The 25,081-nt window shown below is 56.2% G+C and carries 27 protein-coding genes; 19 read left to right on the top strand and 8 right to left on the bottom strand.

The features are described from left to right. Positions 1-55: 55 nt before the first annotated feature. Positions 56-229: a hypothetical protein gene (locus ABWV47_RS03270; protein ID WP_353308413.1), complete on the bottom strand. Its 174-nt coding sequence runs from the start codon at positions 227-229 to the stop codon at positions 56-58. A gap of 125 nt (positions 230-354) precedes the next feature. After that, positions 355-1,077, bottom strand: coding sequence for a 1-(5-phosphoribosyl)-5-[(5-phosphoribosylamino)methylideneamino]imidazole-4-carboxamide isomerase (gene hisA / locus ABWV47_RS03265; RefSeq protein ID WP_353308412.1), 723 nt, complete (start codon positions 1,075-1,077; stop codon positions 355-357). 214 nt (positions 1,078-1,291) lie between these two features. Between hisA and ABWV47_RS03260 the strand changes: the two genes are divergently transcribed. Then, a complete protein-coding gene (locus ABWV47_RS03260) occupies positions 1,292-1,684 on the top strand; it encodes a DUF2147 domain-containing protein (RefSeq protein WP_353308411.1) in 393 nt (130 codons plus the stop codon). Between the two features lie 70 nt (positions 1,685-1,754). On the opposite strand, the gene ABWV47_RS03255 is transcribed toward ABWV47_RS03260, so the two are convergent. Next, a complete protein-coding gene (locus ABWV47_RS03255) occupies positions 1,755-2,291 on the bottom strand; it encodes a peroxiredoxin-like family protein (protein WP_353308410.1) in 537 nt (178 codons plus the stop codon). A 95-nt stretch (positions 2,292-2,386) separates the two neighbouring features. Between ABWV47_RS03255 and ABWV47_RS03250 the strand changes: the two genes are divergently transcribed. Further along, the gene (locus tag ABWV47_RS03250; protein ID WP_353308409.1) at positions 2,387-3,112 is read left to right on the top strand and encodes an AraC family transcriptional regulator; all 726 of its coding nucleotides are present in this window, start codon (positions 2,387-2,389) and stop codon (positions 3,110-3,112) included. 26 nt (positions 3,113-3,138) lie between these two features. Here the strand turns inward: ABWV47_RS03250 and ABWV47_RS03245 are convergent, their stop codons facing one another. After that, a complete protein-coding gene (locus tag ABWV47_RS03245) occupies positions 3,139-3,330 on the bottom strand; it encodes a hypothetical protein (protein WP_353308408.1) in 192 nt (63 codons plus the stop codon). 214 nt (positions 3,331-3,544) lie between these two features. On the opposite strand from ABWV47_RS03245, the gene gloA2 reads away from it, so the two are divergent. From gloA2 to ABWV47_RS03175, 14 genes are all read left to right on the top strand, one after another. Further along, the gene (gloA2, locus tag ABWV47_RS03240; RefSeq protein ID WP_353308407.1) at positions 3,545-3,952 is read left to right on the top strand and encodes an SMU1112c/YaeR family gloxylase I-like metalloprotein; all 408 of its coding nucleotides are present in this window, start codon (positions 3,545-3,547) and stop codon (positions 3,950-3,952) included. Positions 3,953-4,055: 103 nt separating this feature from the next. Next, a complete protein-coding gene (locus tag ABWV47_RS03235; RefSeq protein WP_353308406.1) occupies positions 4,056-5,627 on the top strand; it encodes an acyl CoA:acetate/3-ketoacid CoA transferase in 1,572 nt (523 codons plus the stop codon). Further along, complete coding sequence (locus ABWV47_RS03230) at positions 5,624-6,391, top strand: enoyl-CoA hydratase/isomerase family protein (RefSeq protein WP_353308405.1); 768 nt, start codon at positions 5,624-5,626, stop codon at positions 6,389-6,391. Before ABWV47_RS03235 ends, ABWV47_RS03230 begins: the two co-directional genes overlap by 4 nt. 3 nt (positions 6,392-6,394) lie before the next feature. Further along, entirely contained in the window at positions 6,395-7,918 is a 1,524-nt protein-coding gene (locus ABWV47_RS03225) for an aldehyde dehydrogenase family protein (RefSeq protein WP_353308404.1), read from the top strand. 40 nt (positions 7,919-7,958) lie between these two features. Next, a complete protein-coding gene (locus ABWV47_RS03220; protein WP_353308403.1) occupies positions 7,959-9,212 on the top strand; it encodes an ABC transporter substrate-binding protein in 1,254 nt (417 codons plus the stop codon). 90 nt (positions 9,213-9,302) lie between these two features. Continuing rightward, entirely contained in the window at positions 9,303-10,196 is an 894-nt protein-coding gene (locus tag ABWV47_RS03215) for a carbohydrate ABC transporter permease (RefSeq protein WP_353308402.1), read from the top strand. Beyond that, complete coding sequence (locus tag ABWV47_RS03210) at positions 10,196-11,077, top strand: carbohydrate ABC transporter permease (RefSeq protein ID WP_353308401.1); 882 nt, start codon at positions 10,196-10,198, stop codon at positions 11,075-11,077. Before ABWV47_RS03215 ends, ABWV47_RS03210 begins: the two co-directional genes overlap by 1 nt. Positions 11,078-11,081: 4 nt before the next feature. Further along, on the top strand, positions 11,082-12,194 hold the full coding sequence (locus tag ABWV47_RS03205) for an ABC transporter ATP-binding protein (protein ID WP_353308400.1): 1,113 nt from the start codon (positions 11,082-11,084) through the stop codon (positions 12,192-12,194). Beyond that, positions 12,194-13,678 carry a GMC oxidoreductase gene (locus ABWV47_RS03200; RefSeq protein ID WP_353308399.1) on the top strand — a complete coding sequence of 495 codons (1,485 nt, stop codon included), beginning with the start codon at positions 12,194-12,196 and terminating at the stop codon, positions 13,676-13,678. Before ABWV47_RS03205 ends, ABWV47_RS03200 begins: the two co-directional genes overlap by 1 nt. Then, positions 13,678-15,270, top strand: a complete 1,593-nt coding sequence (locus ABWV47_RS03195; protein WP_353308398.1) for a GMC family oxidoreductase — start codon at positions 13,678-13,680, stop codon at positions 15,268-15,270. Before ABWV47_RS03200 ends, ABWV47_RS03195 begins: the two co-directional genes overlap by 1 nt. After that, positions 15,267-15,575, top strand: coding sequence for a Dabb family protein (locus tag ABWV47_RS03190; protein WP_353308397.1), 309 nt, complete (start codon positions 15,267-15,269; stop codon positions 15,573-15,575). Before ABWV47_RS03195 ends, ABWV47_RS03190 begins: the two co-directional genes overlap by 4 nt. 33 nt (positions 15,576-15,608) lie before the next feature. Beyond that, entirely contained in the window at positions 15,609-16,613 is a 1,005-nt protein-coding gene (locus tag ABWV47_RS03185) for a LacI family DNA-binding transcriptional regulator (protein ID WP_353308396.1), read from the top strand. 22 nt (positions 16,614-16,635) lie between these two features. Then, positions 16,636-17,799, top strand: a complete 1,164-nt coding sequence (locus tag ABWV47_RS03180; protein WP_353308395.1) for a Gfo/Idh/MocA family protein — start codon at positions 16,636-16,638, stop codon at positions 17,797-17,799. A 21-nt stretch (positions 17,800-17,820) separates the two neighbouring features. Next, a complete protein-coding gene (locus ABWV47_RS03175) occupies positions 17,821-19,890 on the top strand; it encodes an FAD-binding protein (RefSeq protein WP_353308394.1) in 2,070 nt (689 codons plus the stop codon). A 318-nt stretch (positions 19,891-20,208) separates the two neighbouring features. Here ABWV47_RS03175 and hisH read toward each other — a convergent pair whose 3' ends face one another. Together hisH and ABWV47_RS03165 are read right to left on the bottom strand one after the other, a co-directional pair. Further along, the gene (gene hisH, locus ABWV47_RS03170) at positions 20,209-20,847 is read right to left on the bottom strand and encodes an imidazole glycerol phosphate synthase subunit HisH (RefSeq protein WP_353308393.1); all 639 of its coding nucleotides are present in this window, start codon (positions 20,845-20,847) and stop codon (positions 20,209-20,211) included. Between the two features lie 108 nt (positions 20,848-20,955). Continuing rightward, entirely contained in the window at positions 20,956-21,558 is a 603-nt protein-coding gene (locus ABWV47_RS03165) for a TetR-like C-terminal domain-containing protein (RefSeq protein WP_353308392.1), read from the bottom strand. Positions 21,559-21,655: 97 nt separating this feature from the next. Here ABWV47_RS03165 and ABWV47_RS03160 point away from each other — a divergent pair, with 97 nt between their 5' ends. Next, a complete protein-coding gene (locus ABWV47_RS03160) occupies positions 21,656-22,288 on the top strand; it encodes a DUF2306 domain-containing protein (RefSeq protein ID WP_353308391.1) in 633 nt (210 codons plus the stop codon). Positions 22,289-22,343: 55 nt separating this feature from the next. Here the strand turns inward: ABWV47_RS03160 and hisB are convergent, their stop codons facing one another. Beyond that, positions 22,344-22,931 (bottom strand): imidazoleglycerol-phosphate dehydratase HisB, encoded by a 588-nt coding sequence (gene hisB / locus ABWV47_RS03155; RefSeq protein WP_353308390.1) that lies wholly within the window; start codon positions 22,929-22,931, stop codon positions 22,344-22,346. 132 nt (positions 22,932-23,063) lie between these two features. Here hisB and ABWV47_RS03150 point away from each other — a divergent pair, with 132 nt between their 5' ends. Together ABWV47_RS03150 and ABWV47_RS03145 are read left to right on the top strand one after the other, a co-directional pair. Continuing rightward, on the top strand, positions 23,064-23,303 hold the full coding sequence (locus ABWV47_RS03150) for an Lrp/AsnC ligand binding domain-containing protein (protein ID WP_353308389.1): 240 nt from the start codon (positions 23,064-23,066) through the stop codon (positions 23,301-23,303). A 22-nt stretch (positions 23,304-23,325) separates the two neighbouring features. Further along, positions 23,326-23,709: a nuclear transport factor 2 family protein gene (locus ABWV47_RS03145; protein WP_353308388.1), complete on the top strand. Its 384-nt coding sequence runs from the start codon at positions 23,326-23,328 to the stop codon at positions 23,707-23,709. Here ABWV47_RS03145 and guaD read toward each other — a convergent pair. Beyond that, positions 23,706-24,995: a guanine deaminase gene (guaD, locus tag ABWV47_RS03140; RefSeq protein WP_353308387.1), complete on the bottom strand. Its 1,290-nt coding sequence runs from the start codon at positions 24,993-24,995 to the stop codon at positions 23,706-23,708. The genes ABWV47_RS03145 and guaD overlap by 4 nt on opposite strands. Positions 24,996-25,081: the final 86 nt, after the last annotated feature.

Below are 25,081 nucleotides of genomic sequence, written 5' to 3'. Positions count from 1 at the left end.
CTATACGCCTCTCTAATTTGGTGCCAGCGTCACAAAGACGGCAGATGACAGATCGTCACGTGCCTGTGGGGCTCCGGCGTTTGAGGTCTGCGGCAAACAGGGCGATCAGGCTGAGTGCGGCCAAAAACCCAATTGGAAGGGTAACAACCACCAAACCAGCTTTCGAATAGGCCGCGTTCAATTCAGAAGCTATGTTGACCCCGTCGAGCCAACATCCGTCGCGTTGCATGGGCCGCCCAAATTCGCAGCCCAGACTTTCAGCACGTCGTTGCGCCCAAAAGACCAATGCGACCGGCCAAAGGCTTGCTCCCAAGCAAAGCAACAAGATCCCATACAGGATCTTGCGCGTTTGGCTCACGCCTTAAGCACTTTCAGGGCATCTTTCAGATCAATCGCACCATCATAAAGCGCACGACCTGAAATCGCACCATTGAGCTGCGCGCCACAGTCTTTGAGCGCTTTGAGATCGTCTACAGAGCTCACGCCACCTGATGCGATCACTGGGATCGACACAGCTTTCGCCAATTCTGCGGTGGCGTCCACATTGGGACCTTTCATGGCCCCGTCGCGCAAGATGTCGGTATAGATAATCGCACAGACGCCATCGTCTTCAAACGACTTGGCCAAATCGATCACATCAACATCGGTTTCTTCCGCCCAACCTTTGGTGGCCACTTTGCCGTTGCGCGCATCAATGCCCACAGCAATTTTTCCCGGGAAAGCTTTGGCCGCTTCTCGCACCAAATCAGGGTCCTCGACCGCCACCGTGCCTAAGATCACGCGCGACAACCCCTTTTTGAGCCAGCGCTCGATGGTTGCCATATCCCGAATGCCGCCGCCCAGTTGTGCAGGCACATTGGTTTGTTTCAGGATTTCTTCCACAGGTGTCGCGTTGATAGGAATACCCGCAAATGCCCCATTCAGATCGACAAGATGCAACCACTCACAGCCCGCTTCGACAAATTCCAGCGCTTGCGCGGCGGGGTTTTCGTTGAAGACGGTTTCCTTGTCCATTTCACCATGCAGCAGGCGTACAGCATTGCCGTCTTTCAAATCGATCGCGGGATAGAGGATCATGGGGCAGGGCCTTATTTTTTGCGTGTCTGTAAATGAGTCTTCAGCGAGCCCTAGCAGACATGTGTTAACGGGTGTTTTACAGGGGGTTTTGCACGGGCTCATCAAAATTGCAACGCGGCAGACTATTGCCGCCCCATTCTGCTGACCCAAAGTCAAGGTTGATGGGAATCGCGACCTGCCCCAGAGTTTCGCGCAAACACGACGGGAGGATCCAATGAAAAAGACACTTTTGGCTGCGGCCATGACATTTGCGGGCGCCACAGTAGCCTTTGCTGATCCAGTGGAGGGGACTTGGCAAACCGAGCCGGGTGACACTGGCGGCTATTTGCATGTTCAGATTGCACCGTGTGGCAGCGCGATCTGCGGCAACATTTCCAAAGCTTTCGACGGCAGCGGTGCAGCGATCGCTGACTATGAGCATCTGGGCAAAAAGATGCTCTGGGACATGAGTGCAAACGGTGGCGGTGCTTACTCGGGCGGAAAGATTTGGGCCCCGGATGCAGACAAGACCTATAAATCTAAAATGAGCCTTGCCGGAAACAAACTGACTGTAAAAGGCTGCGTGGCTGTGATTTGCCGTGGCCAAGATTGGAAGCGCGTGAACTGATCCCTCGGATCACGCACCTGCAAAAGGCGCAGGGGAACCTGCGCCTTTTGTTGTTTCTCAATACCTACGCTTAGACAGCGCCAGTGTATTCACCACGTGCGGGATAGTTGTTCTTGATCGCAAAATCCAATGCGCCGACCAACTCGCTGAAGTGAGGACGCACAAACGGCATGGTCTGCACAGAGCCATAGTAAAGTGATTGATCAGGGCTCACCATAAACAGACCGGGTTCTGAGAACAGCGCAGGCTCTTCAATGCCAATCGACGTTTTGCCACGTGAGGTGGAAATGTAGAGCCCCCATTCCTTGGCAACAGTCAACGGCAGATCGTAAGCAAACCGCAATCCTTTGGCTTCAATCTTCTCGGCCATGTCAGCGGCCCGCTCTTCGCCGTCGCTGCTCACTGCAACACAGTTGACGCCGCGCTCAGCAAAGGACTCCACCAGTTTTTCAAGCTCTTTGAGGTAAGTGGCACAGATCGGGCAGTGCAACCCACGGTAAAAGCACACCACCGTGCCGCGCTCTGAGGCTTCGTTCGCCAAATCAAAGGTGCCACCCCCAACCAAAGGTAGGGTGAGGTTCGGGGTCTTCTGGCGTGGCATCAACATATGAGATCTCCTAAAGGTTATTTGCTTATTTGGTATGTCGCAGGTATTTGGATCAAGAAAATCCGAAAAACCGTGCTTAAAATCCGAGATTGCTTATGGACCGCCTCACAACACTTGTGGAACGCTTTCACCTCACCGTGCAGAGCGCTCCACTGCAGGAAGCCAATTTGATTGCCAGTGCGGGGACGGACGGCCTGCCCGCCGAAGTGATTTTCGCAAGTAAAGGCAGATGTGTTTCCTCCTGCGCCGGCACGGTTTTGTTTTCTGCCAAAGTGGATTGGATGGGAATGAGCAATCCGTTGATGGCGTCAATGCCTGACCAAGTGCAGTACAATCTGCAAAATGAAGATGACAGTCGCGCCCTGGTGCGCCTTATGGCTGAAGAGACATCCGCCAACAGATGCGGCGCGCAATCTGTGGTCAACCGCCTTGGAGAGGCGCTCATGGTGCGGCTCTTGCGTGATCAGATCGCGAAGGGCACCACCGATGTTGGTCTTTTGGCTGGGCTTGCGGACCCACGTCTCAGCCGTGCCATTGTGGCGATGCATGACCAGCCGGGTCGTATTTGGAGCAATGCGGATCTCTCAACAGAAGCGGGGTTGTCGCTGTCACGGTTTTCAGAGCTCTTTGCGAAAACAATTGGGGAGACTCCGATGGGATATTTGCGGCGGTGGCGGCTGATATTGGCGCACCAAGACATCGCGCGCGGAGATCGCGTAGAGGCGGTGGCGCGTCGCTATGCTTATGCTAGCCCCGAGAGCTTTTCTCGGGCGTTCCGCAAGGCCCATGGCTGTGCCCCAACAGCATTGCGCTTCGCATAAGGCGCGCTCACAGTGTGTTGGCGTCGTTACGTGCGGCGCCGGGACCGGGCACGCGCGATGAAATCCAAATGCTCAACGATCAACCCGTCTTCGAGACGGAAGTCGTCAAAGGTGATCAAGGGTGCCTGACCTTGCTCTTTTTTCGCTTCATCGTGCAATCGGAATGGGGAGCTGTTGAAACAGCCAAACGGCATGGGGTTGGTTGTCTCTATTTCCATCCAACACATTGTTTTCATGAAGGGTTGTCGGAAAAATGACCTGCGCCACAAGTGTGTTCTGTTCGGTTTGTACGTTTGAAGCAGGCCTTCGTTGGCCTGTAAAACCTTCCAAGGTGCGTTCTGTGCTGTATCCATTGAGGCGACGACTGTGCGGCTTTACAAAGCTGACCGTCGCAGGTTCTAAACGTTGTGCACCAACTGCGGAGAATGTGTCATGCAAAGGGACGCTATGCAATTTGGGTTTCATCACGTCGCATTGATCGTGGGGGACTACTCTGTGTCAAAAGCATTCTATTGTGACGTTCTGGGTCTTGAGATTCTGGCGGAGAACTATCGAGAGGACAGGGGCTCTTGGAAACTAGATCTTGCCTTGGCGTGCGGTGGTCAACTTGAGCTGTTCAGTTTTCCGGATTCTCCTGCGCGTGCGAGCCGACCAGAAGCGTGTGGGTTGAGGCATTTAGCATTCCGTGTGAGTGATCTTGATGACGCTGTTGCAGCGCTTAAGAGTCGCTTGGTCCGCTTCGAACCCATTCGAATCGATGAGTACACAGGGAGACGTTTCACGTTTTTCCAAGATCCAGATGGACTGCCTCTAGAGCTCTACGAAGTTCCTAACATTTGAAAAATAATACCTATTTTTGATGGTCGACATTTTTCTTGCAAAAATTGGAACGTTCCACTAGATAATTTGGAACGTTCCAACATCGGGGCGCTTGGAGGGTTTCATGACCAAGGTTGTTCCAGTTGCGAATGCGGTTTCTCAAATAGAGGATGGCGCCATCGTAACGGTGTCATCATCGTCTACTTTGGGGTGCCCCGATGCGGTTCTGGCTGCCATAGGCGCGCGTTTCGGTGCCGAAGGTCATCCAAGAAACATCACCTCACTTCATCCGATTGCTGCAGGCGATGTGTATAGCGTGAAAGGCATGGATCACCTTGCCAAGGATGGGTTGCTGTCCCGTGTGTTGGCGGGGTCGTATCCATCAGGGCCGTCAAGCGTAGAGATGCCTGAGATCTGGAAAATGATCACGGAGGACCGTGTTGCGGCCTATAACGTGCCATCCGGGATCATGTTTGACATGCATCGTGAGGCTGCGGCGCACCGTCCGGGTGTATTGACGGAAGTGGGTATTGATACCTTCGTTGATCCCAAACTTCAGGGGTGTGCGATGAACGAACGCGGCGCTGCGTCGTCCATTGTTAAACGCGTTCAGTTTGATGGAAAAACATGGCTGCACTTTCCCAATGTGGTTCCCAATGTCGCAATCATTCGTGCCACGACAGCAGATGAGCGAGGCAACCTGACGTATGAACACGAAGGGGCCTACCTGGGTGGACTGGAACAGGCGATTTGTGTGCGCAACAACGGCGGGCTGGTGATCGCCCAAGTCAAGCGAGTGACCGCGAATGGATCGCTGCGCCCGCATGATGTGAGGGTGCCGGGGCATCTGGTTGATTGCGTCGTGGTCGATCCGGATCAGAAACAGACCACAGAAACGCCCTATGATCCTGCCATTTCGGGCGAGATCATGCGCCCGTGGGACAGTTTTTCGCTTGTGGATCATGGGGTCGAAAAGGTCATCGCTCGCCGCGCTGCACAGGAATTGAAGCGGGGAATGACCGCCAACCTTGGCTTTGGAATGAGCGCCATGGTGCCTCGGGTGTTGCTCGAAGAAGGCCATCCCGATGCCGTGACCTGGGCCATTGAACAGGGGGCCGTGGGCGGCGTACCGCTGACGGGGTTTGCCTTTGGCTGCGCCTCAAACGCCGAAGCGTTTATGCCATCGCCGCAGCAATTTATCTACTTTCAGGGCGCGGGCTTTGACGTCTCTTTTCTATCGTTTCTTGAGATCGACGTGGCAGGCAACGTCAACGTTTCGAAGTTGGGCAAAAAACCCTACCTGACCGCCGGGTGCGGCGGGTTTGTAGACATCACCTCAAAGGCCAAGAACATCGTGTTCTCAGGCTGGTTTGAGGCCGGGGCAAAGATCAATTTGTCAGACGATGCAATCAACATCGAAGCGCCGGGCAAGTTCACCAAAATGGTGGATGAGGTCGAACATGTGACCTTTTCGGGTAAGCGCGCCCGCGAACAAGGTCAGAACGTGATCTACATCACTGAACGCTGTGTCATCCAACTAACGGACAGCGGACTGCTCGCCACAGAGATCATGCCGGGTATCGATCCGCAGACCCACATCGTCGCGGCGTCCAAGGGACGCGTTCAGGTGGCTGAGAATGCCAAGGTGATGCCCAAAGACTTGCTGTCAAAAACGACGATGGGGTTGGTTCTATGAACGAGATTACCTGTGCATATGACGGCAGCGCTGCGATCCTCACCGTGGCCAATGAAGCCAAGCTGAATGCACTTACAATGGAGATGTTGCAGCAGCTTGAAGAGTATCTTGTTGCTGCCGAGTGGAACCCTGATGTGCGCGCGGTGATCCTCACAGGCGCGGGCGGGAAGGCGTTTTGCTGCGGTGCCGACATTGCCGAATGGGGCCCGTTGAGCCCTGCAGAATTTGCCCGGTTTTGGGTCCGCGACGGGCATCGTGTGTTCGATCGATTGGCCCGATTGTCCAAACCGACGATTGGGGCGCTGAACGGACATGCCTTTGGTGGCGGCCTTGAGCTTGCAGCATGCTGTGACATCCGTGTCCTTGCGCCGCATACAACGCTGGCCTTGCCTGAGGGCAAGGTCGGAATTGTGCCAGGGTGGTCAGGGACCCAACGCCTGACACGGCTGCTCCCCGAAGCGGTTGTCAAAGAAATGGCACTCTTTGGGCGTCGGCTCACATCCGAACGGGCGCAGGCTCTTGGGTTTGCAGCGGATGTATCAGATGACGTTCTTGCTGTGGCCAAAGACATCGTGCGCTCTCTGGATGACATGTCCCCGCGGGCAGGGACACTTGCCAAGGCCATGATCCATGGCGCCGTCGGCGAAGACAGAGCCGCCGCAATCGAGGCATTGGCAAGTGCCGCTGCCGCCGCAAGCGATGACCGGGACGAGGGTGTGAGCGCCTTCCTTGAAAAACGCAGCCCAGAATTCACGGGACTTTGAACAATGACCAAACTGACCATCAACAAAGCCATTGAAATGGCGTTGCCGGACCCCTTTCTTGGTCGTCATTTGATCGACGGAGAGTGGATAGAGGGGGCCGAGACCTTCACGCGCATATCGCCCTCCCACGATACAGTTGTGAGTGTCTCGGCCAAGGGTGATGAGACCACAACAGAGGCTGCAATCACCGCCGCGCGCAGGGCATTTGACCGCGGCGACTGGAGCCGAATTTCCGCCAAAGAGCGCAGTGCGGTGTTGCTCAAAGTGGCTGATCTGATCGAAGCCAATGTGGAACGCATCGCTGTGCAAGAGACACTGGAGAGTGGCAAGCCAATCTCGCAATCGCGTGGAGAGGTGTCGGGAGCTGCGGATCTGTGGCGTTATGCGGCTTCGTTGGCGCGAACCTCTCTTGGCGACAGCCACAATAGTCTTGGCGCGGATATGCTTGGCGTGGTCGTCAAAGACCCGATTGGCGTCGTATCTATCATCACGCCTTGGAACTTTCCCTTCTGGATTCTGTCCCAAAAGCTGCCTTTCGCACTGGCGGCAGGGTGTACGGTTGTGGTCAAGCCGTCTGAGGTTACACCGTCATCGACGGTGATGCTGGGGGAGTTGTTGATTGCAGCGGACCTTCCGTCAGGTGTGTGCAACATCGTGCTTGGTCACGGTCAACCCGTGGGCAGCATGATGTCGACCCATAAGGACGTCGACATGGTGACGTTCACCGGTTCAACGGCTGTCGGCAAGATGATCACCGAAGCGTCAGCGGGCACTTTGAAAAAGGTTGCTCTGGAGCTTGGAGGAAAGAACCCGCAGGTCATCATGCCCGACGCTGATTTGGAGAACGCCGCCGACGCTGTGACGTTTGGCGTCTACTTCAACGTTGGACAATGTTGCAATTCCTCAAGTCGGATCATTGTGCACGAGGACATCGCAGAGGATTTTGTTGCACGTGTGGTGGCGTTGTCCCGTCTGGTGAAATTCGGCGATCCGATGGACCCAGACACGCAAGTGGGCGCGATTGTAACGGCGGACCATCAGCGCAAAATTGACAACTACGTTCAGCAGGCCGTTGCGGCGGGGGCCAAGCTTGAGCTGGGTGGTGGCGCGCTGCCTGTTGAAGGGCTGGGTTCGCAATTTTACCAACCGACTGTTGTGAGCAATGTCACGCCTGATATGGCGATTGCCCGCGAAGAAGTGTTTGGCCCGGTGCTGAGCGTGTTGACTTTTAGGACGTTGGAGGAGGCCATAGCGCTGACCAACGACAGTGAATACGGGCTCTCAGCTGGCATCTGGTGCAATGACATACACACCTGCCTTGAATACGCGCGCCGCGCGGAAGCGGGCACCGTTTGGACCAATACTTGGATGGATGGCTATCCCGAGCTGGCGTTCGGCGGGGTCAAACAATCCGGTCAAGGCCGCGAGATTGGCCGCTACGGATATGACGAATTTCTAGAGGTGAAATCCCTGGTGATGCGCGTTGGACGCGACAGCCGGGCACCCTGGGTGGAGGCAAGCGCGTGATCAACGCGCTTGAAAGGCAACGCGAAACGGGAGGTCTCAAATGCGTTCTTACATGAAAACAACAGCCATCGCGCTGGCACTGACAGCCGCTGCAGGTGCAGCAAAGGCAGACGGGCATGGTGTGGAAGTTCTGCACTGGTGGACGTCTGGTGGCGAAGCTGCGGCACTCAATGTGCTGAAGGGGGATCTGGAAGGGCAAGGTATTGGCTGGACCGACATGCCCGTCGCTGGTGGCGGTGGTGAGCAGGCAATGACCGTTCTGCGTGCCCGCGTGACAGCGGGTAATGCGCCAACGGCTGTGCAGGGTCTTGGCTTTGATATCATCGACTGGGCCAACGAAGGCGCACTGGCCAACCTCAATAGCGTCGCCATCGCTGAAGGTTGGGATGACGTGATTCCAGCGGCGTTGCAGCAATTCGCCAAAGTGGATGGCGCATGGGTGTCCGCGCCCGTAAACGTGCATTCGACCAACTGGGTCTGGGCCAATAAGGCCGTTCTGGACGCAAATGGGATTGCAGTCCCCGAAACATGGGAAGACTTCGCAGCGGCACTAGAAGCGCTGGCTGCGGCGGGTGTGACGCCGATCGCCCATGGCGGTCAGCCGTGGCAGGATGCCACGGTGTTTGACGCAGTTGCCATGTCGGCACTGGGTCCTGATGGATATCAGGCAGCGTTTGTTGATCTCGACCCAGAGGCTTTGGGGTCGGATGCCATGAAAGAGGCGTTTGATCGTATGGCTGTGATCCGCGCCAATGTGGATGAGAACTTCTCAGGCCGTGACTGGAACCTGGCAACAGCCATGGTGATCAACGGAGAAGCCGGTTTTCAGATGATGGGTGACTGGGCAAAAGGCGAATTCCTGAATGCGGACAAAGTCCCCGGCGAGGATTTCCTGTGCTTCCGCTTCCCCGGCACGCAGGATCAGGTCACCTTCAACGCTGACCAATTCATGATGTTTGATCAGGGTGGTGAGGTCTCAGCGGAACAGGCGGCACTGGCAACGGCGATCCTATCCCCATCCTTCCAGTCTGCTTTCAATGTGGTGAAGGGATCTGTCCCGGCCCGCACAGATGTGTCTAGCGCAGACTTTGACGCTTGCGGCAAACAGGGCATGGCGGACCTTGCAGCGGCTGCCGAAAGTGGCAACCTTTACGGTTCCATGGCGCACGGCCACGCCAACGAGGCATCTGTAAAGAACGCGATGTATGACGTTATCACCGCACATTTCAACGGTGAGTTTGATAGCGAAACAGCCGTTGATGAATTGATTACTGCGGTGGAAATCGCCCAATAAATCACGGCCAATTGGCCAAGGGCAGGGCGGCGGTATACGTCGCCCTGCCGCAACAAAACTTCTTCATGATCCAGCCAAAAGGGGCGCGTTATGACACATGCTGTCGACGTGGATTTCAAAACGCGGCTTCAATCCTGGTTGCCGAAACTGGTGCTGTCGCCGTCGCTGGCCTTGGTGCTGATTTTTGTCTACGGGTTCATCATCTTCTCGGTGTATTTGTCTTTCACTGACAGCCGCTTGTTGCCTTCCTACGAATGGGTCGGCTGGGAAAACTATTCCAAGCTATGGCGCCTAAGCCATTGGAAAATCTCCCTGACAAATATGGGTGTTTTTGCGGCGCTTTATATTTCGATCTGCACGGTCCTTGGGCTCGGCCTTGCGATCTTTCTCGATCAGAAAGTCCGGGCTGAGGGGGTGATCCGCACCATTTACCTTTATCCCATGGCGCTGTCGTTCATCGTGACTGGCACTGCGTGGAAATGGTTCCTTGATCCGGGAATTGGGCTCGAAAATGTCCTGCAAACCTGGGGTTGGGAGAGTTTTGAATTCGACTGGATCAAGAACCGGAACTTCGCCATTTATACCGTCGTTCTGGCCGCGGTCTGGCAAACGTCAGGTTTTGTGATGGCGATGTTCCTCGCGGGGTTGCGGGGGATCGACAACGAAATCCTGAAGGCCGCACAGATGGACGGCGCCTCCAACTGGAACCTCTATCGACGGATCATTATTCCGCAGCTGCGTCCAGCGTTCCTTTCGGCCTTTGTGATCCTCAGCCACCTTGCGATCAAGACCTTTGACCTCGTGATCGCATTGACAGGCGGTGGGCCGGGCCGGGCGACCGAACTGCCCGCGACGTTCATGTATTCCTACACGTTCAGCCGCAATCAAATGGGCATTGGTGCCGCTTCGGCCACGATCATGCTGATGACCATTGCGGCGATCATGATCCCCTATCTTTATGCTGAATTGCGGGAGAAGAAATAATGTCTGTCGCCACACAAGAGACTGCGATCCGCACAGGTCGCGTAACACGTGCACTTATCTACCTTGTCTTGTTGCTCTTTGCTCTGTTCTACATGCTGCCTCTCTACGTCATGTTGGTGAATTCGGTGAAACCACTGGAGGAAATCACCGGAGGCGGGATGATGAACCTGCCTCAGGCTTTCACGCTCGCGCCGTGGGCCAAGGCCTGGTCGTCTGCTCAGATTGGCGTCGACCCCACCGGCCTGCAGCCCTATTTTTGGAATTCCATAAAGATGGTTGTGCCAGCTGTGATCATCTCGACCGTATTGGGCGCGCTCAACGGATATGTGCTGACGAAATGGCGCTTCCGCGGTGATACGATCCTATTTGGCCTGATGCTGTTTGCCTGCTTTATTCCGTTCCAGATCGTGCTGATCCCGATGGCGCGAATGCTGGGGCTGATGGGGATGGCGGGGACGACCTGGGGACTGGTGCTGGTGCATGTGGTTTACGGTGTTGGGTTCACAACGCTCTATTTCCGCAACTACTACGCCGTCTTCCCGACCGAACTTATTCGTGCCGCCCAAATCGACGGCGCAGGGTTCTTCCAGACATTCTGGCGCATTCTGCTGCCATCCTCAGGTCCAATCGCTGTGGTTTCGATCATTTGGCAATTCACAAACATCTGGAATGACTTTCTGTTTGGTGCCTCTTTTGCCGGGGCGGACAGTCAGCCAATGACGGTTGCCCTCAATAACCTTGTGCAATCATCAACCGGCGTGAAGGAATACAACGTTCACTTCGCCGGCGCGATCCTTGCTGCTCTTCCAACCCTGCTCGTCTACATCGTCGCAGGCCGCTACTTCGTGCGCGGTCTGATGGCGGGCTCCGTGAAAGGATAATCACATGGGCTTTCTTGACATCGACAACACCACCAAGTCCTACGGCGCGGTTGAAGTGCTTCATCAGGTCGACATCTCTGTCGAAGAGGGGGAGTTTCTGGTCCTCGTCGGCCCATCCGGCTGCGGTAAGTCGACGCTCCTGAACATGATTGCCGGACTTGAAGAGATCAGCAGCGGGGAAATCCGCATCAAGGATCAGGTGATGAACGGGGTCCACCCGTCCAAACGCAATATCGCGATGGTGTTCCAAAGCTACGCGCTTTATCCCAACATGACGGTTGGTCAGAACATCACCTTCGGGCTTGAGATGCACGGCGTCCCCAAACCCGACCGCCAGAAAGCCATGAAAGACGTGGCTGGCCTGTTGCAAATCGAGCAGTTGCTTGATCGCAAACCCGGCGCGCTTTCCGGCGGCCAACGGCAACGGGTGGCCATGGGCCGTGCGCTGGTGCGCAACCCGGATGTGTTCTTGTTTGATGAACCCCTGTCTAATCTGGATGCCAAGCTGCGCGTCGACATGCGCACCGAGATCAAAAAGCTGCACCAAAAACTGGGCACTACAATTGTGTATGTCACACACGACCAGATCGAAGCGATGACGCTCTCGACCCGGATTGCGGTGATGTTTGGCGGTTATGTCCAGCAATTGGGAACGCCGCAAGAAATCTACGACAGTCCGGCAAACGTCTTTGTGGCCACTTTCATGGGGTCGCCTGCGATGAACGTGATGCCCGCAAAGGTCGCCCTTGAAGCGGGAAAACCGGTTGCCGTGGTGGCGCTACACGATGGGACATTGGCCAAGCTTCCCTTCAGTCAGGACAATTTGGCGGCATGGGATGGACGCGACATCATGTTGGGTATCCGGCCAGAAACAATCACGGATGAAGACGCAGCAGATCGAAAGTCCACCAACATCGCACCGATGACAAATCGGATCACCGTGACAGAGCCTGCGGGGTCTGACACCTTCGTGACGATGACCCTGGGTGGCAAAGATGTAATTGCGCGGATGCGCTCAGACGCGGATGTCCGTGCCGGCGCAGATTTCAATTTTTTTGTGAATATGGAGAAGGCCGTGGCTTTTGATCCTGAAACTGAAATGCGTATCGCACCCTGATGGACGCGGATGTCATCATAATTGGGTCTGGCATGGGGGGCGCGACGCTGGCAGCCGCGCTGGCCCCGACAGGTCGGCGGATCATGATCCTTGAGCGTGGGGAGCATTTGCGACCCTCGGCCATGGATCGTGATCCAGATGCGATCTTTCGGGATGGGGCCTTTCGCCCGGATGATGTCTGGCTGGACGGAGATGATAAGCCGTTTAGCCCAGGCAACTACTATAACGTTGGCGGAAATTCCAAATTCTACGGTGCGGCGCTGATCCGATACCGGCGTACGGATTTTGGTCCCGTCGTCCACCCCGGTGGTACAACACCCGGTTGGCCAATCGACTATCTCGAACTCGAAGCGGACTACCGAGCTGCGGAAGCCCTTTATCAGGTGCGTGGCAGTGCGCTCGAAGATCCAACCGAGCCTTATCATTCCGGACCTTATCCTCATCCGCCTGTTCCTAATGAGCCGGACATGGCACAGCTGCGAACCCGTTTGACCGGTGCAGGGCTGCGGCCTTCTTCTATTCCTTTGGGAGTGGATCTCTCACTCTGGCTGTCTGGTGGCCAAACCACGTGGGATGCCTATCCCAACACCGGGCGTGGGAAAATGGATGCAGAGTCAGGCGCGCTTGCGGTGGCATTGCGTCATAAGAACGTGACCCTACGCACGGGATGCCCTGTTGAGACGATTGAGGTCGACGACACCGGCCGCGTTGCCGGGGTAAGGCTCACGGAGGGCGAGACCTTGACGGCGCCTGTTGTCGCACTCGCAGCAGGGGCGGTTCAGACGGCGGCTCTTTTGTTGCGGTCGGCCAACGAGACATATCCAGTGGGCCTTGCAAACACGTCCGATCAGGTCGGGCGGAATTTTATGAACCACAATTGTTCGGCCGTTCTGGCGCTCCATCCCTTGCGAAAGAACCGCAGCGTCTATCAAAAAACAATGATGATAAACGATTTCTATCTGGCGACGGATGAACATCCTGCGTTGGGGAACGTACAGATGTTGGGCAAGATAACCGGGCCGATCTTGGCCGCAAATTCTGGGCTGCCGCGATGGCTGGCCGATTTTGTCGCGGCACGTAGCTTTGATTTTTATGCGATGTCTGAGGACCTGCCGAACCCTGAGAGCCGGGTTACACTTCACGGTGGACAGATCAAATTGGACTGGCAGCGTTCCAATTGGGCGGCGCATGAGCAACTTGTAGCGACGCTCAAATCCAAACTGCGGCAGGCGGGTTTCCCAGTTGTGATCTCGAAATCTTTCGACCGGCGTACGCCCTCGCACCAATGCGGGACCGCGCGCATGGGCCACAACCCTGCCGAAAGCGTCGTGGACAGTCACTGCCGCAGCCATGATCATCCGAACCTCTTTATTGTCGATGCATCGGTTCTGCCGACATCGGCTGCCGTTAATCCAGCGCTCACAATCGCCGCTCTTGCGCTGCGTGCTGGGCGCCACATTGCCGAGACGGAGCTTGCCGCCTGATGTCCCAAGGATACGACTTCATCATTGTTGGCGGGGGATCGGCCGGATCAACCATTGCCGCACGTTTGTCTGAAGACTCAAACGCACGGGTGCTGTTGCTCGAAGCGGGGGGGAGCGATCGTCACCCGTTTTTCCACCTGCCTGCGGGCTTCGCAAAAATGACCAAAGGTATCGGGTCATGGGGCTGGTCCACGACGCCGCAAAAGTCGATGCAAAACAAAGTCTTCAACTACACTCAGGCCAAAGTCATCGGTGGAGGATCAGCCATCAATGCACAGATTTACACCCGTGGTGCTGCCCAAGACTACGACGAATGGCGTCAGGCAGGTTGTGACGGGTGGAGTTATGAAGAGGTCCTGCCGTATTTCAAGAAGTCTGAGGACAATGACACGTTTGATGACCGCTTTCACGGCAACGGCGGCCCATTGGGGGTTTCACAGCCGGCGGCGCCGCTGCCGATTTGTGATGCCTTCATCGAAGCTGCGGGACAGATGGGGATTCCCAAGAACACAGATGTGAACGGGGAAAAGCAGGACGGGGCAGGGTACTACCAACTCACCCAAAAGAACGCGCGGCGGTCATCGGCTGCAATGGCGTTTCTCGGGCAGGCCAAGGGCCGGTCGAACCTGACCATTCAGATGAAGGCGCAGGTCAAACGCATCTTGGTTGAACATGGCCGCGCAACGGGCGTCGAAATGGCGGACGGTACAAGGATCATCGCTGACCGTGAAGTGATCCTGTCATCAGGTGCAATTGGCTCGCCGCGTTTGCTGCAACTGTCGGGGATCGGTCCGGCGGATCACCTGCACAGCCTTGGGATTGATGTGGTTTATGACCAGCCCAATGTTGGGGAAAACCTACAGGATCATCTTGACCTTTATGCGATTTGCGAAGTCACAGGGCCGCACACTTACGACCGATTTGCCAAGCTGCACCTGTCAGCATTGGCCGGGTTACAGTATGTTTTCACCCGCAAAGGGCCGGTGGCGTCCAGTTTGTTTGAAACCGGTGGGTTTTGGTACGCAGACGAAAACGCCCGCTCCCCGGATATCCAAATGCATCTGGGTTTGGGCACGGGGATCGAGGCTGGGGTTGAGGTGATGCCCAATGGCGGCGTGACCCTGAACGCCTGTCACCTGCGGCCCCGCTCGCGCGGGTCTGTGAGGCTGCAAAGCGCCGACCCAAAAGACATGCCGCTGATTGACCCGAACTACCTGTCAGACCCGTATGATCGCGACATGTCGATCCGAGGCTTGAAACTCGTGCAGGATATTTTGTCTCAATCCGCACTCAGCCCATACATACTGGCAGAGCGGTTGCCAGGACCGGAGGTGAAAACGGACGAAGAGTACTTCAACTTTATCTGTGTCCACTCCAAGACCTCACATCATTGCGCAGGCACCTGTCGCATGGGCAGCGATGAGGTCGCGGTTCTTGACCCGCGCCTGCGCTTCAACGGGATTGATGGTCTGCGCGTGGCGGATGCCTCGGTCATGCCGACGGTCAACTCTTCAAACACCAATGCTCCCTCAATCATGATCGGCGAAAAGGCAGCCGACATGATTAAACACGACCAAGGAATGACAACATGATCCGACACATCGTCCTGACCAAATTCAAACCCGAGACCTCTGAAGAGACCATCGCGGGCATCTATGACGGCCTGTCTGTTCTGTCCGAGACACTGCCGGGTGCACGCGGCTTCACTGGCGGACGCTCGCAAAGCCCCGAGCAGATCGAACGCGGATATATGCATGGCTTTGTCATCGACTTCGACAGCTGGGATGCGTTGAAAAACTATGCCGACAACGAGGAACATAAAGCCCTTGGTGGGCAGCTTGTGGCAAATGCTGTGGGCGGAATTGATGGCATTTTGGTTTTGGACCTGAACGTCTAAGTTGATCGGAACGCGATCAACCAAGGAACCAGCATGAAACAGCGTCCAACCATTCTTGATGTAGCCAAAGAAGCCGGGGTGTCGAAATCCACGGTGAGCCTCGTTTTGCAGGGCAGTTCTTCCGTCAAGGATGAGACGCGCAAATCTGTGCGCAAGGCGATGAGTGATATCGGCTATGTGTACAACCGGTCAGCCGCGACGCTGCGGTCGGCCAGCTCCGGGTTGATCGGGCTTGTCATCAACGACCTGCGCAACCCCTTCTTTACAGAGTTCGCGGCGCTGTTTCAGATGGAACTGGCGAAGGCCGGTTTTGCGACGGTTCTGGCGAATACCGACGAAGACCCCAACCTGCAATCGCAGATGATTTCGTCGTTGGTTGAACATGGGGTATCTGGTTTCATCATTTCGCCGAGCTACGGGGATGAGGCCGCAACACTTGCGGTCTTGGACGCGGCCAACACACCAACGCTTCAGGTTTTCCGGTCCCTTGACCGATCCGAAGGAACCTATCCCTTCTTGGCGCCAGACTATCTGCATGGTGGTCGGATTGCTGCCGAGCATCTGATCGCGCAGGGGTGCAAGAATATCGCCTTTGTTGGTGGGCTTGAAGGCCGCCCCGTGACCCACCAACGAATGCAAGGCTATCTGACGGTGCTTGAAGAACACGGCATGGACCCGGTCATCCTCACGGGGCAGGCGACGCGGGCCTTTGGTAAGTCTTTGGCGGCAACGTTGAAAGAAGACTTTCCCCAGGTCGATGGCGCGATCTGCTTTAACGATCTTGTCGCCTTGGGAGTTCTCTCAGCCTGCCCTGACTTGGGCATAAAACCGGGCTTCGACCTGAGGGTCGTGGGCTTTGATGACATCGAAGACGGACAGGACAGCTATCCGCCGTTGACAACAATCAGCTGCGACATCCCAGGTTTTGCAGCGTCAACCGCCAAGCAAATCGTGGCTTGGATCAAGGATGGCGTCGTCCCACCCGCAGCCGCCCACAGCGCTGTACGGCTTGTCGTGCGGGCGTCCAGCGGCGCGTAACACAAGTATAAAGGAACACAAAATGACTGTCGTAAATGTGGCTGTCCTAGGGGCTTCAGGATGGATGGGCAAGGTACACACCATGGCTTACCAGACCTTCCCGCATTTTTTGGGGACCGAAGGCGGAACGGCCCATGTTGCAGCGCTTGTAGAGGCGAACCCCGCGGCGGCGAAAGATCTCGCCTTTCGCGCACCGGGTGCGAAGATACTTGAGCGTTGGGAGGATGCGGTAAACGACCCGGATATCGATCTGATCGATATCTGTTTGCCTGACAATCTGCATTACGACGTTGCCAAGGCTGCATTGCTTGCAGGCAAACATGTCTATTGCGAAAAACCGCTGGCTGATACGGCGCAGCAGGCCCGCGAACTGGCTGATATTGCCCGCGAAAAGGGGGTCATCACCCGTGTCGGCCATGCTTTTCCGCGCAACCCGATCCATGATCGTGCAAAAGACATCATCGACGCGGGCGAGATTGGCGAAATCAAGCTGTTCAAAGCCTGCCAGCATATCGACATCTACGGCGACCCCTTGGCCCCCTACATGTGGCGCGCCGACGGCGAGCTCGCGCCAACCGGGATCATTGGCGACACCGGCAGCCATGTTTTCAGCTTTATGGAGTTTCTCGTGGGCCGCGTGTCCTCGCTGATTGCCGACAGCTACATCACCACGCCGAAACGACCCATCGTTGAGGGCCTTGGCTATGGCGACGACGCGCCTGACATCACCACGGACACCCAGTGGGGGGATATCACAAACGCGGATGGCACCAACATCCTGTGCACGTTTGAAAACGGCGCCAAAGGTCTTGTTGACTTTAGCCGCGTCGCGACCGGTCGCAAATTCATGCAGACCTATGAGATCTATGGAACCAAGGGCAGCCTCGTTTACACCTTTGATGAAGTGAACCGGCTGCGGTTTTATACCAATGACGATCCCAGCGGGCGTCGCGGCTTTCGGGAAATTGACGTGGGCCCGGAACACCCAACCTATGGTGCGTTCCTGCCACTGCCGAATTTTGCGCTTGGCTACAATGAAAGCAAGATCATCGAAGTGGCCGAAGTCATCAAGTCGATCACCTCGGCAACGCCCATGTGGCCCACGTTCGAGACAGGCCACCATATCTGTCAGATCGTTGATGCCTGCATGGTGTCCTCTGACAAGCGCGCTTGGGTTGATCTCTAGATTTAAGGAAGGAAGACGTCTGTGGCCCTCTCAGTCCCGCAAGATATTCTGGATGCGTTGACCGACGTGGCGATGCCACGGCTTGGGTCTGAACCCGACGCGGTCGAGACACTTGTTGTCAACTCCTACAGCATCCCGCTGCATCGCTCCGGAGCCGTGGTGGTCGGAAGCGGAGCCGCAGGGCTGCGCGCCGCTGTCGAAATGAAACGCAGGGGCGTAGATGTCGCCATTCTCAGCCAAAGCGCGTGGGGGGGGACATCCGCCTGTTCGGGCTCTGACAAGCAAACGCTGCACACTGCCAATACCAAAGATCAGGGCGACGATTTCCTTGATATGGCCGCCGCGATTGGGGCCGGCGGGGCGATGGACGAAGACACCGCCTATATCGAAGCCGTGGGGTCAATCCGCGCCATGGCGTCGCTCCAATATCTTGGGCTGCCTTTGCCGCAGGATCACTTGGGCGGCACCCTGCGCTATCAGACCGATCACGACGAAGTCGGGCGTGCGACGTCTTGCGGGCCGCGCACGTCCCGCCTGATGGTCAAAGTCCTGGCGGAAGAGGCGATCCGGCTGGGAATTCCGTTCTTCAATCTGACCACGGTTGTAAAGGTGCTTAAGGACGGAGACCGCGTTTGTGGTGTGCTGGCGATCCGGTCAAAGGACAGCACCGCTCTGAATCCTTATGGTCTGACGATCTATGCGTGTTCCGCTCTCGTTCTGGCGGCGGGTGGTCCGGGTGAGCTTTACCGCGACAGCGTTTTTCCGAATGGCTGCTTTGGGACACTTGGCCTCGCGCTTGAATCTGGGTTGGAGCTGACCAACATCACCGAAAGCCAGTTTGGCATCGGCACCCGCCGTGAAGGGTTCCCATGGAACCTATCGGGCACCTATGTGCAGGTCATTCCGCATATCTATTCAGTCGACAGGGACGGGACCGAACACCATTTCCTCGCAGACTACTACCGCACGACCCAAGAGATGGCCTCCAACATCTTTCGCAAAGGCTATCAATGGCCGTTTCACGCAAGCCGGATGCTGGATTTTCAGTCCAGCCTGATCGATTTGGCGATCTTCAGGGAAGGGCAAGCCGGGCGACGGGTCTTTATGGACTTTAACCGCAACCCGCTGGCGATTGATCAAGACTTCAGCCTTGATCGGCTGGATGACGATGTGGCGTCTTACCTGCGCAATGCGGGGGCAGATCATGCCTTGCCCATTGATCGGCTGCGCCACATGAACCCGCTCGCGATCGAGCTTTACAAGCGCTACAAGGTGGAGATTACAACAGAGCCGCTGGAATTTGCCGTCAACCATCAACACATGAATGGCGGCATCGCGGTTGATATCTGGGGGCGCAGCAATGTGCCGGGCGTCTATGCCGTGGGTGAGGCTGCTGGTACCCATGGTGCGACACGACCGGGCGGCTCGGCTTTGAATGCGGGGCAGGTGTTTGGCACCCGCGTGGCCGAACATGTTGGCGCCGTCGGTGCGCCGGTTTGGGCCGGTGATGTGACGCAAGCTGCGGCGGATGCTGTTCAAGACCTTCAAGCGGTGCTTTCCTCTGACAGCCCTTTGTCTGTCAAAGCTGTGCGTTCGGAGGTTCAGGCCCGAATGAGCGACAAGGCAGGCATCTTATGCACAGCTGCCGACGTGGCAGACGCCCTTGGCGACGCCCGTGGCCTAAATGCCAAGATCAAGCAATATGGCATCACCGCGTCGCGCCCGTCAGAGGTTGGGCGGACCGTACAGTGGCAGCAAATGGCTCTGGCATCTGAGGCGGTGCTCGGTGCCCTTGATACCTATATCGCGCAAGGCGGCGGCAGCCGAGGCGCTCGGGCCATCTGTGACCCGCAGGGAGATGCCTTGCCTCAAACAGCGCGCGGACCCATTGCCAATGCCCGATTTCGCGCGGAACGAGAGGCAGACAAGCAGCAACAATTGATTGTGTGGTTTGATGAGGATGACCAGTTGGTCGTGTCCGCGCGTGCCAACCGTGAACACGACGGGGCAAGATCGTTTTTTGAACGGGATTGGCCGGGATGGTTGACCGGTGACATCTACCAATCGCAGGACGAGAACCTGCACAGCTGACTTTCAAAACAGATTGGGTTTTGACGGAGGGCCTGCTTCACGTTGTGCAAGACGCTGGCGCAGAGTTTGGGCTGTCACTAGAGAACGACGGTGTGGACGTGTGTGGAGCGCGAACAACGATGGCCTCCCATGCGGTCCCGGCTGTATGACACCCTCAGATTACTAGAGTTGCCCGGCGGGTGCGAACTTGAACACGGACGTATCAGCCACAACCTCGTATCTCATTGAGATCGAGGCCCGCCGTTGCAACCCCCCTCTACCACCGATGAACGTGCAAACCACAAACGGGCAGGGGTCTGGCCCCAGACACTTTTGCGTTTAGGGTGCCCATTTTAGAAAATTGCCAATCATGCGCAGACCGATGTCTTGGCTCTTTTCCGGGTGAAACTGCATGCCCACCATGGTGTCACGCCCGATAATCGCAGTCACATCCCCCCCATACTCCACATGGGCCAGTCGCTCTGCTGGCTTGGTGACGTGGAACTGATAGGAGTGCACAAAATAGGTGTGATCGCCGCTCTTGATACCATCGAGCAGGGCGTGCGGGTGATCAATGACAAGATCGTTCCAGCCCATGTGTGGCACTTTGAGTGATTGGTCGGCGGGGGTGATCTTTTCAACATCACCTTCGACCCATCCCAAACCTTGGGTCAGTTCATATTCGTGGCCGCGACTTGCCATCAACTGCATACCGACACAGATGCCCAGAAACGGACGGCCTTTGACCTCGACCGCCTCAACCATGGCATCATAAATGCCTTTGTGCCCACGAAGCTCCGCTGCGCAAGCCGGAAAGGCTCCGTCACCTGGCAATACCAGCCGGTCAGCCTTTGCAACAATATCCGCATCTGACGTCACCACAACCTCGCCACCATGTACCTCTTTGGCCATGTGCTGAAAGGCTTTCTCGGCAGAGTGCAGATTGCCGCTTTCATAGTCGATGATCGCTGTCAGCATGGGCAGTGTCCTTTGGAAATCGTCATCCTCAAGTGAAACGATTTTGGTGTAGGGTCAAGGGCTGTGCCTGATGCTGCAGCATAATGTTTCGCGGCTATCGGATGTTGCCTACGTCTTGCCCTGTGTGCCGACACGCTCCACCAAGGCCATCACGGCGGCAAAGGGGCCGTCCTCGATCTCCGGTAGGGGCGTGCCAAACTCACCGGATAGATACAGCAATGTAAAGCCATGGATCAGCGACCAAACCTGAGCCTCAACAATATGCGGATCTTCGCCGGGAGGGACAAACGGCGCGCAGGCACGTCGTAGCAGCAGATAGGCCTCAGCTTCTTCACGGTTGTTGCGTGGCGCATGGATCGCCAGTCCGTGTTCGCCAAACATCACTTTCAGCAAACCGCTGTGGGTCATGCCAAATTGCAAATATCCGCGACAAATGCTGCGAAGGCGGCCTATGTCACTTTGGTTTCCAACTTCAATCTCGTCTGACATGTGTTTGGAAAATATATCAAAACCTGCTTCGGAAATAGCACTGATCAGCCCGGGTAAACCATCAAAATGGTGCGCCGGTGCGGCATGTGACACGCCGGCACGGGCGGCGCATTTGCGCAGAGTCAGCGCTTCAAGCCCGCCTTCTTCCAAAAGTTCTAAACCGGCCTCTATGAGCGCGCGTTTGAGGTCACCGTGATGGTGGCGGGTTTTTACATTTGTCATGACAACAAACTAATCTGTGACTTGACAGTGTCAAGCCAATATGATTTTGACAGCGTCAAGATTAACTTTACAGTGTCAAATTATCTGGAGTCGCAAAATGTATCCTGTACCCAAACGCCCACTGCTGCCGCGCGGCTTGCCGGTTTTGTGGTTTCTGTCCATCGCCATTGCACTTGGCTCACTTAGGTTTTTGATCGCTGACATCGCCTTGGTGATGCCCGCAATGTTGCATCACGCATTGGAGCGTCCGTTGCTGCTCTACGCCCACATCTTCTTTGCACCGATTGCCTTGGCTTTGTTGCCGTTTCAGTTCAGCAAAAAGCTGCGTCTGCGCCGACCGGGGGTGCATCGCTGGCTGGGGCGTCTCTACGGAGCGGCTATTCTCGTATCTGGCACAGCGGGTATTTTCTTGGGGTTTCAGACCGAGCAAGGACCTTTGGCCGCAAGCGGTTTGGTGGCGCTGGCAGTGGCTTGGCTTTCGATCACGGCAATTGCGGTCTATCTCGCCATCATACGTGACATCGCCGCACATCGGGAATGGATGATCCGCTCAGCTGGTCTGACGGTGGCTGCGGTCACGCTGCGGCTCTATCTGCCAATCGGCGAGCTTACAGTGGGTTTTGAAAACAGCTATCCCCTGATCTGCTGGCTCTGTTGGGTGCCAAACTTGCTGTTCACAGAGTGGCTCATTCGGCGGACCACCAAAAGTCCAGCGGCGCAATCCGCATAACAAAAAGCCCGCGCGATGCGGGCTTTTCAAGTCTACTAGAATTGACCCTAAGCAGTTACAGCGCGCCCTTGGTGGACGGAATGGCGTCTGCCTTGCGTGGGTCCACTTCCACGGCTTCACGCAACGCACGGGCCACAGCCTTAAATGTAGCTTCCGCGATGTGGTGGCTGTTAAAGCCGTGGATCTGATCCACATGCAATGTGATGCCGCCATGTGTGGCAAAGCCCTGGAAAAACTCCCGCACCAATTCGGTGTCAAATGTGCCGATCTTCTGGGTTGGCATCTCAAGGTTCCAGATCAGGAACGGACGCGCCGACAGATCCAAGGAGGCGCGCACCTGAGCGTCATCCATAGGCAGGTGGCAGGTCGCATAGCGGCGAATACCCTTTTTGTCGCCCAAGGCTTGTGTAAGTGCTTGGCCCAGAGAAATGCCGACATCCTCGACAGTGTGGTGGTCATCAATGTGATAATCACCCTCAGCGCGGATGGTCATATCAATCAGCGAGTGGCGCGACAGCTGGTCCAGCATATGGTCAAAAAAACCCACGCCGGTCTGATTGTCATAGGTGCCGGAGCCATCAAGATTGATGTCCACGGTGATGTTGGTTTCCGCAGTGGCGCGGGTCACGCTGGCCTTACGCATAAAAGACGTCCTTCACTGTCAATGCCGCGCTGTTATAGGCGCGCGCACTGGGCGGGCCAAGGGGGCGGTTTTTGCATTGTGGTCAGGGTGGCATTTGTGCCAGCTTAGCGCCACATCCACATGAGGGCTTTTATGACCACCTGCGTCTTTATCCAGATCCGCTGCAAACCCGGCACCACCTACCGTGTGGCCGAAGAGCTTGCGCTCAAAGAAATCCATTCGGAGCTGCATTCCACCAGTGGCGAGTATGATCTGTTGATGAAGCTCTACATCCCTGAAGGTGAGGATGTGGGCAAATTCATCAATCACCACATGTTGGACGTCCCAGAAATCGAACGCACCCTGACCACGCTGACGTTCAAAGCGTTCTAGAGCGGAGTGACAGGAAACCGCCATGGCCGATTTGGAAGCAAACAAAGCGAACGCCATGGCGTTTTATGATCTGATGTTTAATCAGAACAGCCCGCGCAAAGCGATCATCGCCTATGTGGGGGACACCTATATCCAGCACAATCCACATGTCGGGGACGGCAAAGACGCTTTCATCGCTTACTTTGATCGTATGGCGGCGGAGTATCCCGGCAAAAAAGTGCATTTCAAACGGGCCATCGCCGAAGGCAATATGGTTGTGCTGCATTGCCATCAGGAATGGCCGGGTGGGGACGACTATGCTGGCATCGACATCTTCCGTTTTGATGACAACGGCAAAGTGGTCGAGCATTGGGATGTGCTGCAAACCATTCCCACGACCTCTGCCAATGACAATGGTTTGTTCTAGACCTGCCGCCCGTTGATCCATGTGGCCGCAATCGCGCGGTCGTCCCCCATCATGATGGTGGGGAACAACGCTTCCCAAAAAGTTTTGGCGCGGTTTGTGCGCTGTGCAATCTCTGGCGTGCTGGCCAGATCAAGCACCACCAGATCAGCTTCCATGCCGGGAAGAAGATTGCCAATTTTGTCATCCATATGCAGGGCACGCGCGGAACCCGAGGTGGCGAGCCACATCAACTGGGCAGGGTGCAACGGATGGTGGCGCAGTTGAGCGACCTCATAAGCGGAGGCCATGGTGCGAAGCATAGAAAAGCTTGAGCCACCACCGGTATCACTGGCCAATCCAATGCGATGCCCCTCTTGCATCAACCCTGCCATGTCAAACAGCCCGGAGCCGATGAACGTGTTGGAGGTGGGACAATGCACCAGTCCGGCACCGATTTCTTTCAGGCGCGCCCTTTCGCGTGGCTCCAGATGAATGGCGTGCCCATAAAGGCCACGCTCCCCAAGAAGCCCGAACTGTTCATAGGTGTCGAGGTAGTCTCGTGCGGTCGGGAACAGGTCAGCGACCCAAGCAATTTCGTCGGTCTGTTCGCTGAGGTGAGTTTGCATCAAACAATCTGGATGTCCCGCCCAGAGGGCTCCGAGCGCATCCAGTTGCTCTGGAGTAGAGGTGGGGGAGAACCGCGGCGTGATGGCATAACACAGCCGATCCACCCCGTGCCACCGATCGATAAGTGCTTTGCTCTCATCATACGCGGATTGCGCCGTGTCACGGAGCCCCTCAGGTGCATTGCGGTCCATACAGGTTTTGCCAGCAACCACCCGCTGCCCACGCGCTTGAGCCGCTGTGAACAACGCGTCCACAGACTCTGGGTGGCTGGTGCAAAAGCTGGCCATTGTGGTCACCCCATGCCGTGTTGTCAGATCCAGATAGGTTTGCGCCATCTGGTCGGCATATGGGCGCTCCCCAAAGCGCATTTCTTCTGGGAACGTGTAGCTGTTGAGCCAATCAATGAGCCGTTTGCCCCAACTGGCAATAATGCCGGTCTGAGGGTAGTGAACATGCGCATCCACAAACCCCGCACATATCAGCCTGTCGCCGTAGTCCATGACCTGCGCGTCTGGGTGGGCGGCCTGCAAAGTGGCACCGTCCCCGACCTGTTGGATTTTGCCTTCTGAGATCAGGACGCCGCCTTGCGTGTTATGGCGAACTGCTTCTGACAGCTGTGTATGGAAGGGGTTTTGCGCAAACGATAACGTCTGACCAAGCAACAATGTAGGGGTTTGCATGTATGCGCTCCGCGATGTGGGCAAGGGATTGCGCGGCAAAGCCTACACGCGCCTTTTTTGGTTGCAAATTCGTCGCATCCCATTGA

Origin of the sequence: Shimia sp. NS0008-38b, assembly GCF_040370365.1 — a bacterium.
Classification (GTDB): Bacteria; Pseudomonadota; Alphaproteobacteria; order Rhodobacterales; family Rhodobacteraceae; genus Shimia.
Note: the sequence above shows the minus strand (reverse complement) of the source record. Positions and strands in the feature narration are given on the sequence as shown.

What these genes read in the sequence shown, in the direction of transcription:
- ABWV47_RS03220 (WP_353308403.1), top strand. Translation starts at nt 7,959, where the DNA reads ATGCGTTCTTACATGAAAACAACAGCCATCGCGCTGGCACTGACAGCC.
- ABWV47_RS03145 (WP_353308388.1), top strand. Translation starts at nt 23,326, where the DNA reads ATGGCCGATTTGGAAGCAAACAAAGCGAACGCCATGGCGTTTTATGAT.
- ABWV47_RS03180 (WP_353308395.1), top strand. Translation starts at nt 16,636, where the DNA reads ATGACTGTCGTAAATGTGGCTGTCCTAGGGGCTTCAGGATGGATGGGC.
- ABWV47_RS03205 (WP_353308400.1), top strand. Translation starts at nt 11,082, where the DNA reads ATGGGCTTTCTTGACATCGACAACACCACCAAGTCCTACGGCGCGGTT.
- ABWV47_RS03270 (WP_353308413.1), bottom strand. Translation starts at nt 229, where the DNA reads ATGCAACGCGACGGATGTTGGCTCGACGGGGTCAACATAGCTTCTGAA.
- ABWV47_RS03185 (WP_353308396.1), top strand. Translation starts at nt 15,609, where the DNA reads ATGAAACAGCGTCCAACCATTCTTGATGTAGCCAAAGAAGCCGGGGTG.
- ABWV47_RS03160 (WP_353308391.1), top strand. Translation starts at nt 21,656, where the DNA reads ATGTATCCTGTACCCAAACGCCCACTGCTGCCGCGCGGCTTGCCGGTT.
- ABWV47_RS03190 (WP_353308397.1), top strand. Translation starts at nt 15,267, where the DNA reads ATGATCCGACACATCGTCCTGACCAAATTCAAACCCGAGACCTCTGAA.
- ABWV47_RS03245 (WP_353308408.1), bottom strand. Translation starts at nt 3,330, where the DNA reads ATGGAAATAGAGACAACCAACCCCATGCCGTTTGGCTGTTTCAACAGC.
- ABWV47_RS03250 (WP_353308409.1), top strand. Translation starts at nt 2,387, where the DNA reads ATGGACCGCCTCACAACACTTGTGGAACGCTTTCACCTCACCGTGCAG.
- hisH (WP_353308393.1), bottom strand. Translation starts at nt 20,847, where the DNA reads ATGCTGACAGCGATCATCGACTATGAAAGCGGCAATCTGCACTCTGCC.
- gloA2 (WP_353308407.1), top strand. Translation starts at nt 3,545, where the DNA reads ATGCAAAGGGACGCTATGCAATTTGGGTTTCATCACGTCGCATTGATC.
- ABWV47_RS03165 (WP_353308392.1), bottom strand. Translation starts at nt 21,558, where the DNA reads ATGACAAATGTAAAAACCCGCCACCATCACGGTGACCTCAAACGCGCG.
- ABWV47_RS03150 (WP_353308389.1), top strand. Translation starts at nt 23,064, where the DNA reads ATGACCACCTGCGTCTTTATCCAGATCCGCTGCAAACCCGGCACCACC.
- ABWV47_RS03235 (WP_353308406.1), top strand. Translation starts at nt 4,056, where the DNA reads ATGACCAAGGTTGTTCCAGTTGCGAATGCGGTTTCTCAAATAGAGGAT.
- ABWV47_RS03210 (WP_353308401.1), top strand. Translation starts at nt 10,196, where the DNA reads ATGTCTGTCGCCACACAAGAGACTGCGATCCGCACAGGTCGCGTAACA.
- ABWV47_RS03230 (WP_353308405.1), top strand. Translation starts at nt 5,624, where the DNA reads ATGAACGAGATTACCTGTGCATATGACGGCAGCGCTGCGATCCTCACC.
- ABWV47_RS03225 (WP_353308404.1), top strand. Translation starts at nt 6,395, where the DNA reads ATGACCAAACTGACCATCAACAAAGCCATTGAAATGGCGTTGCCGGAC.
- hisA (WP_353308412.1), bottom strand. Translation starts at nt 1,077, where the DNA reads ATGATCCTCTATCCCGCGATCGATTTGAAAGACGGCAATGCTGTACGC.
- hisB (WP_353308390.1), bottom strand. Translation starts at nt 22,931, where the DNA reads ATGCGTAAGGCCAGCGTGACCCGCGCCACTGCGGAAACCAACATCACC.
- ABWV47_RS03195 (WP_353308398.1), top strand. Translation starts at nt 13,678, where the DNA reads ATGTCCCAAGGATACGACTTCATCATTGTTGGCGGGGGATCGGCCGGA.
- guaD (WP_353308387.1), bottom strand. Translation starts at nt 24,995, where the DNA reads ATGCAAACCCCTACATTGTTGCTTGGTCAGACGTTATCGTTTGCGCAA.
- ABWV47_RS03215 (WP_353308402.1), top strand. Translation starts at nt 9,303, where the DNA reads ATGACACATGCTGTCGACGTGGATTTCAAAACGCGGCTTCAATCCTGG.
- ABWV47_RS03200 (WP_353308399.1), top strand. Translation starts at nt 12,194, where the DNA reads ATGGACGCGGATGTCATCATAATTGGGTCTGGCATGGGGGGCGCGACG.
- ABWV47_RS03255 (WP_353308410.1), bottom strand. Translation starts at nt 2,291, where the DNA reads ATGTTGATGCCACGCCAGAAGACCCCGAACCTCACCCTACCTTTGGTT.
- ABWV47_RS03260 (WP_353308411.1), top strand. Translation starts at nt 1,292, where the DNA reads ATGAAAAAGACACTTTTGGCTGCGGCCATGACATTTGCGGGCGCCACA.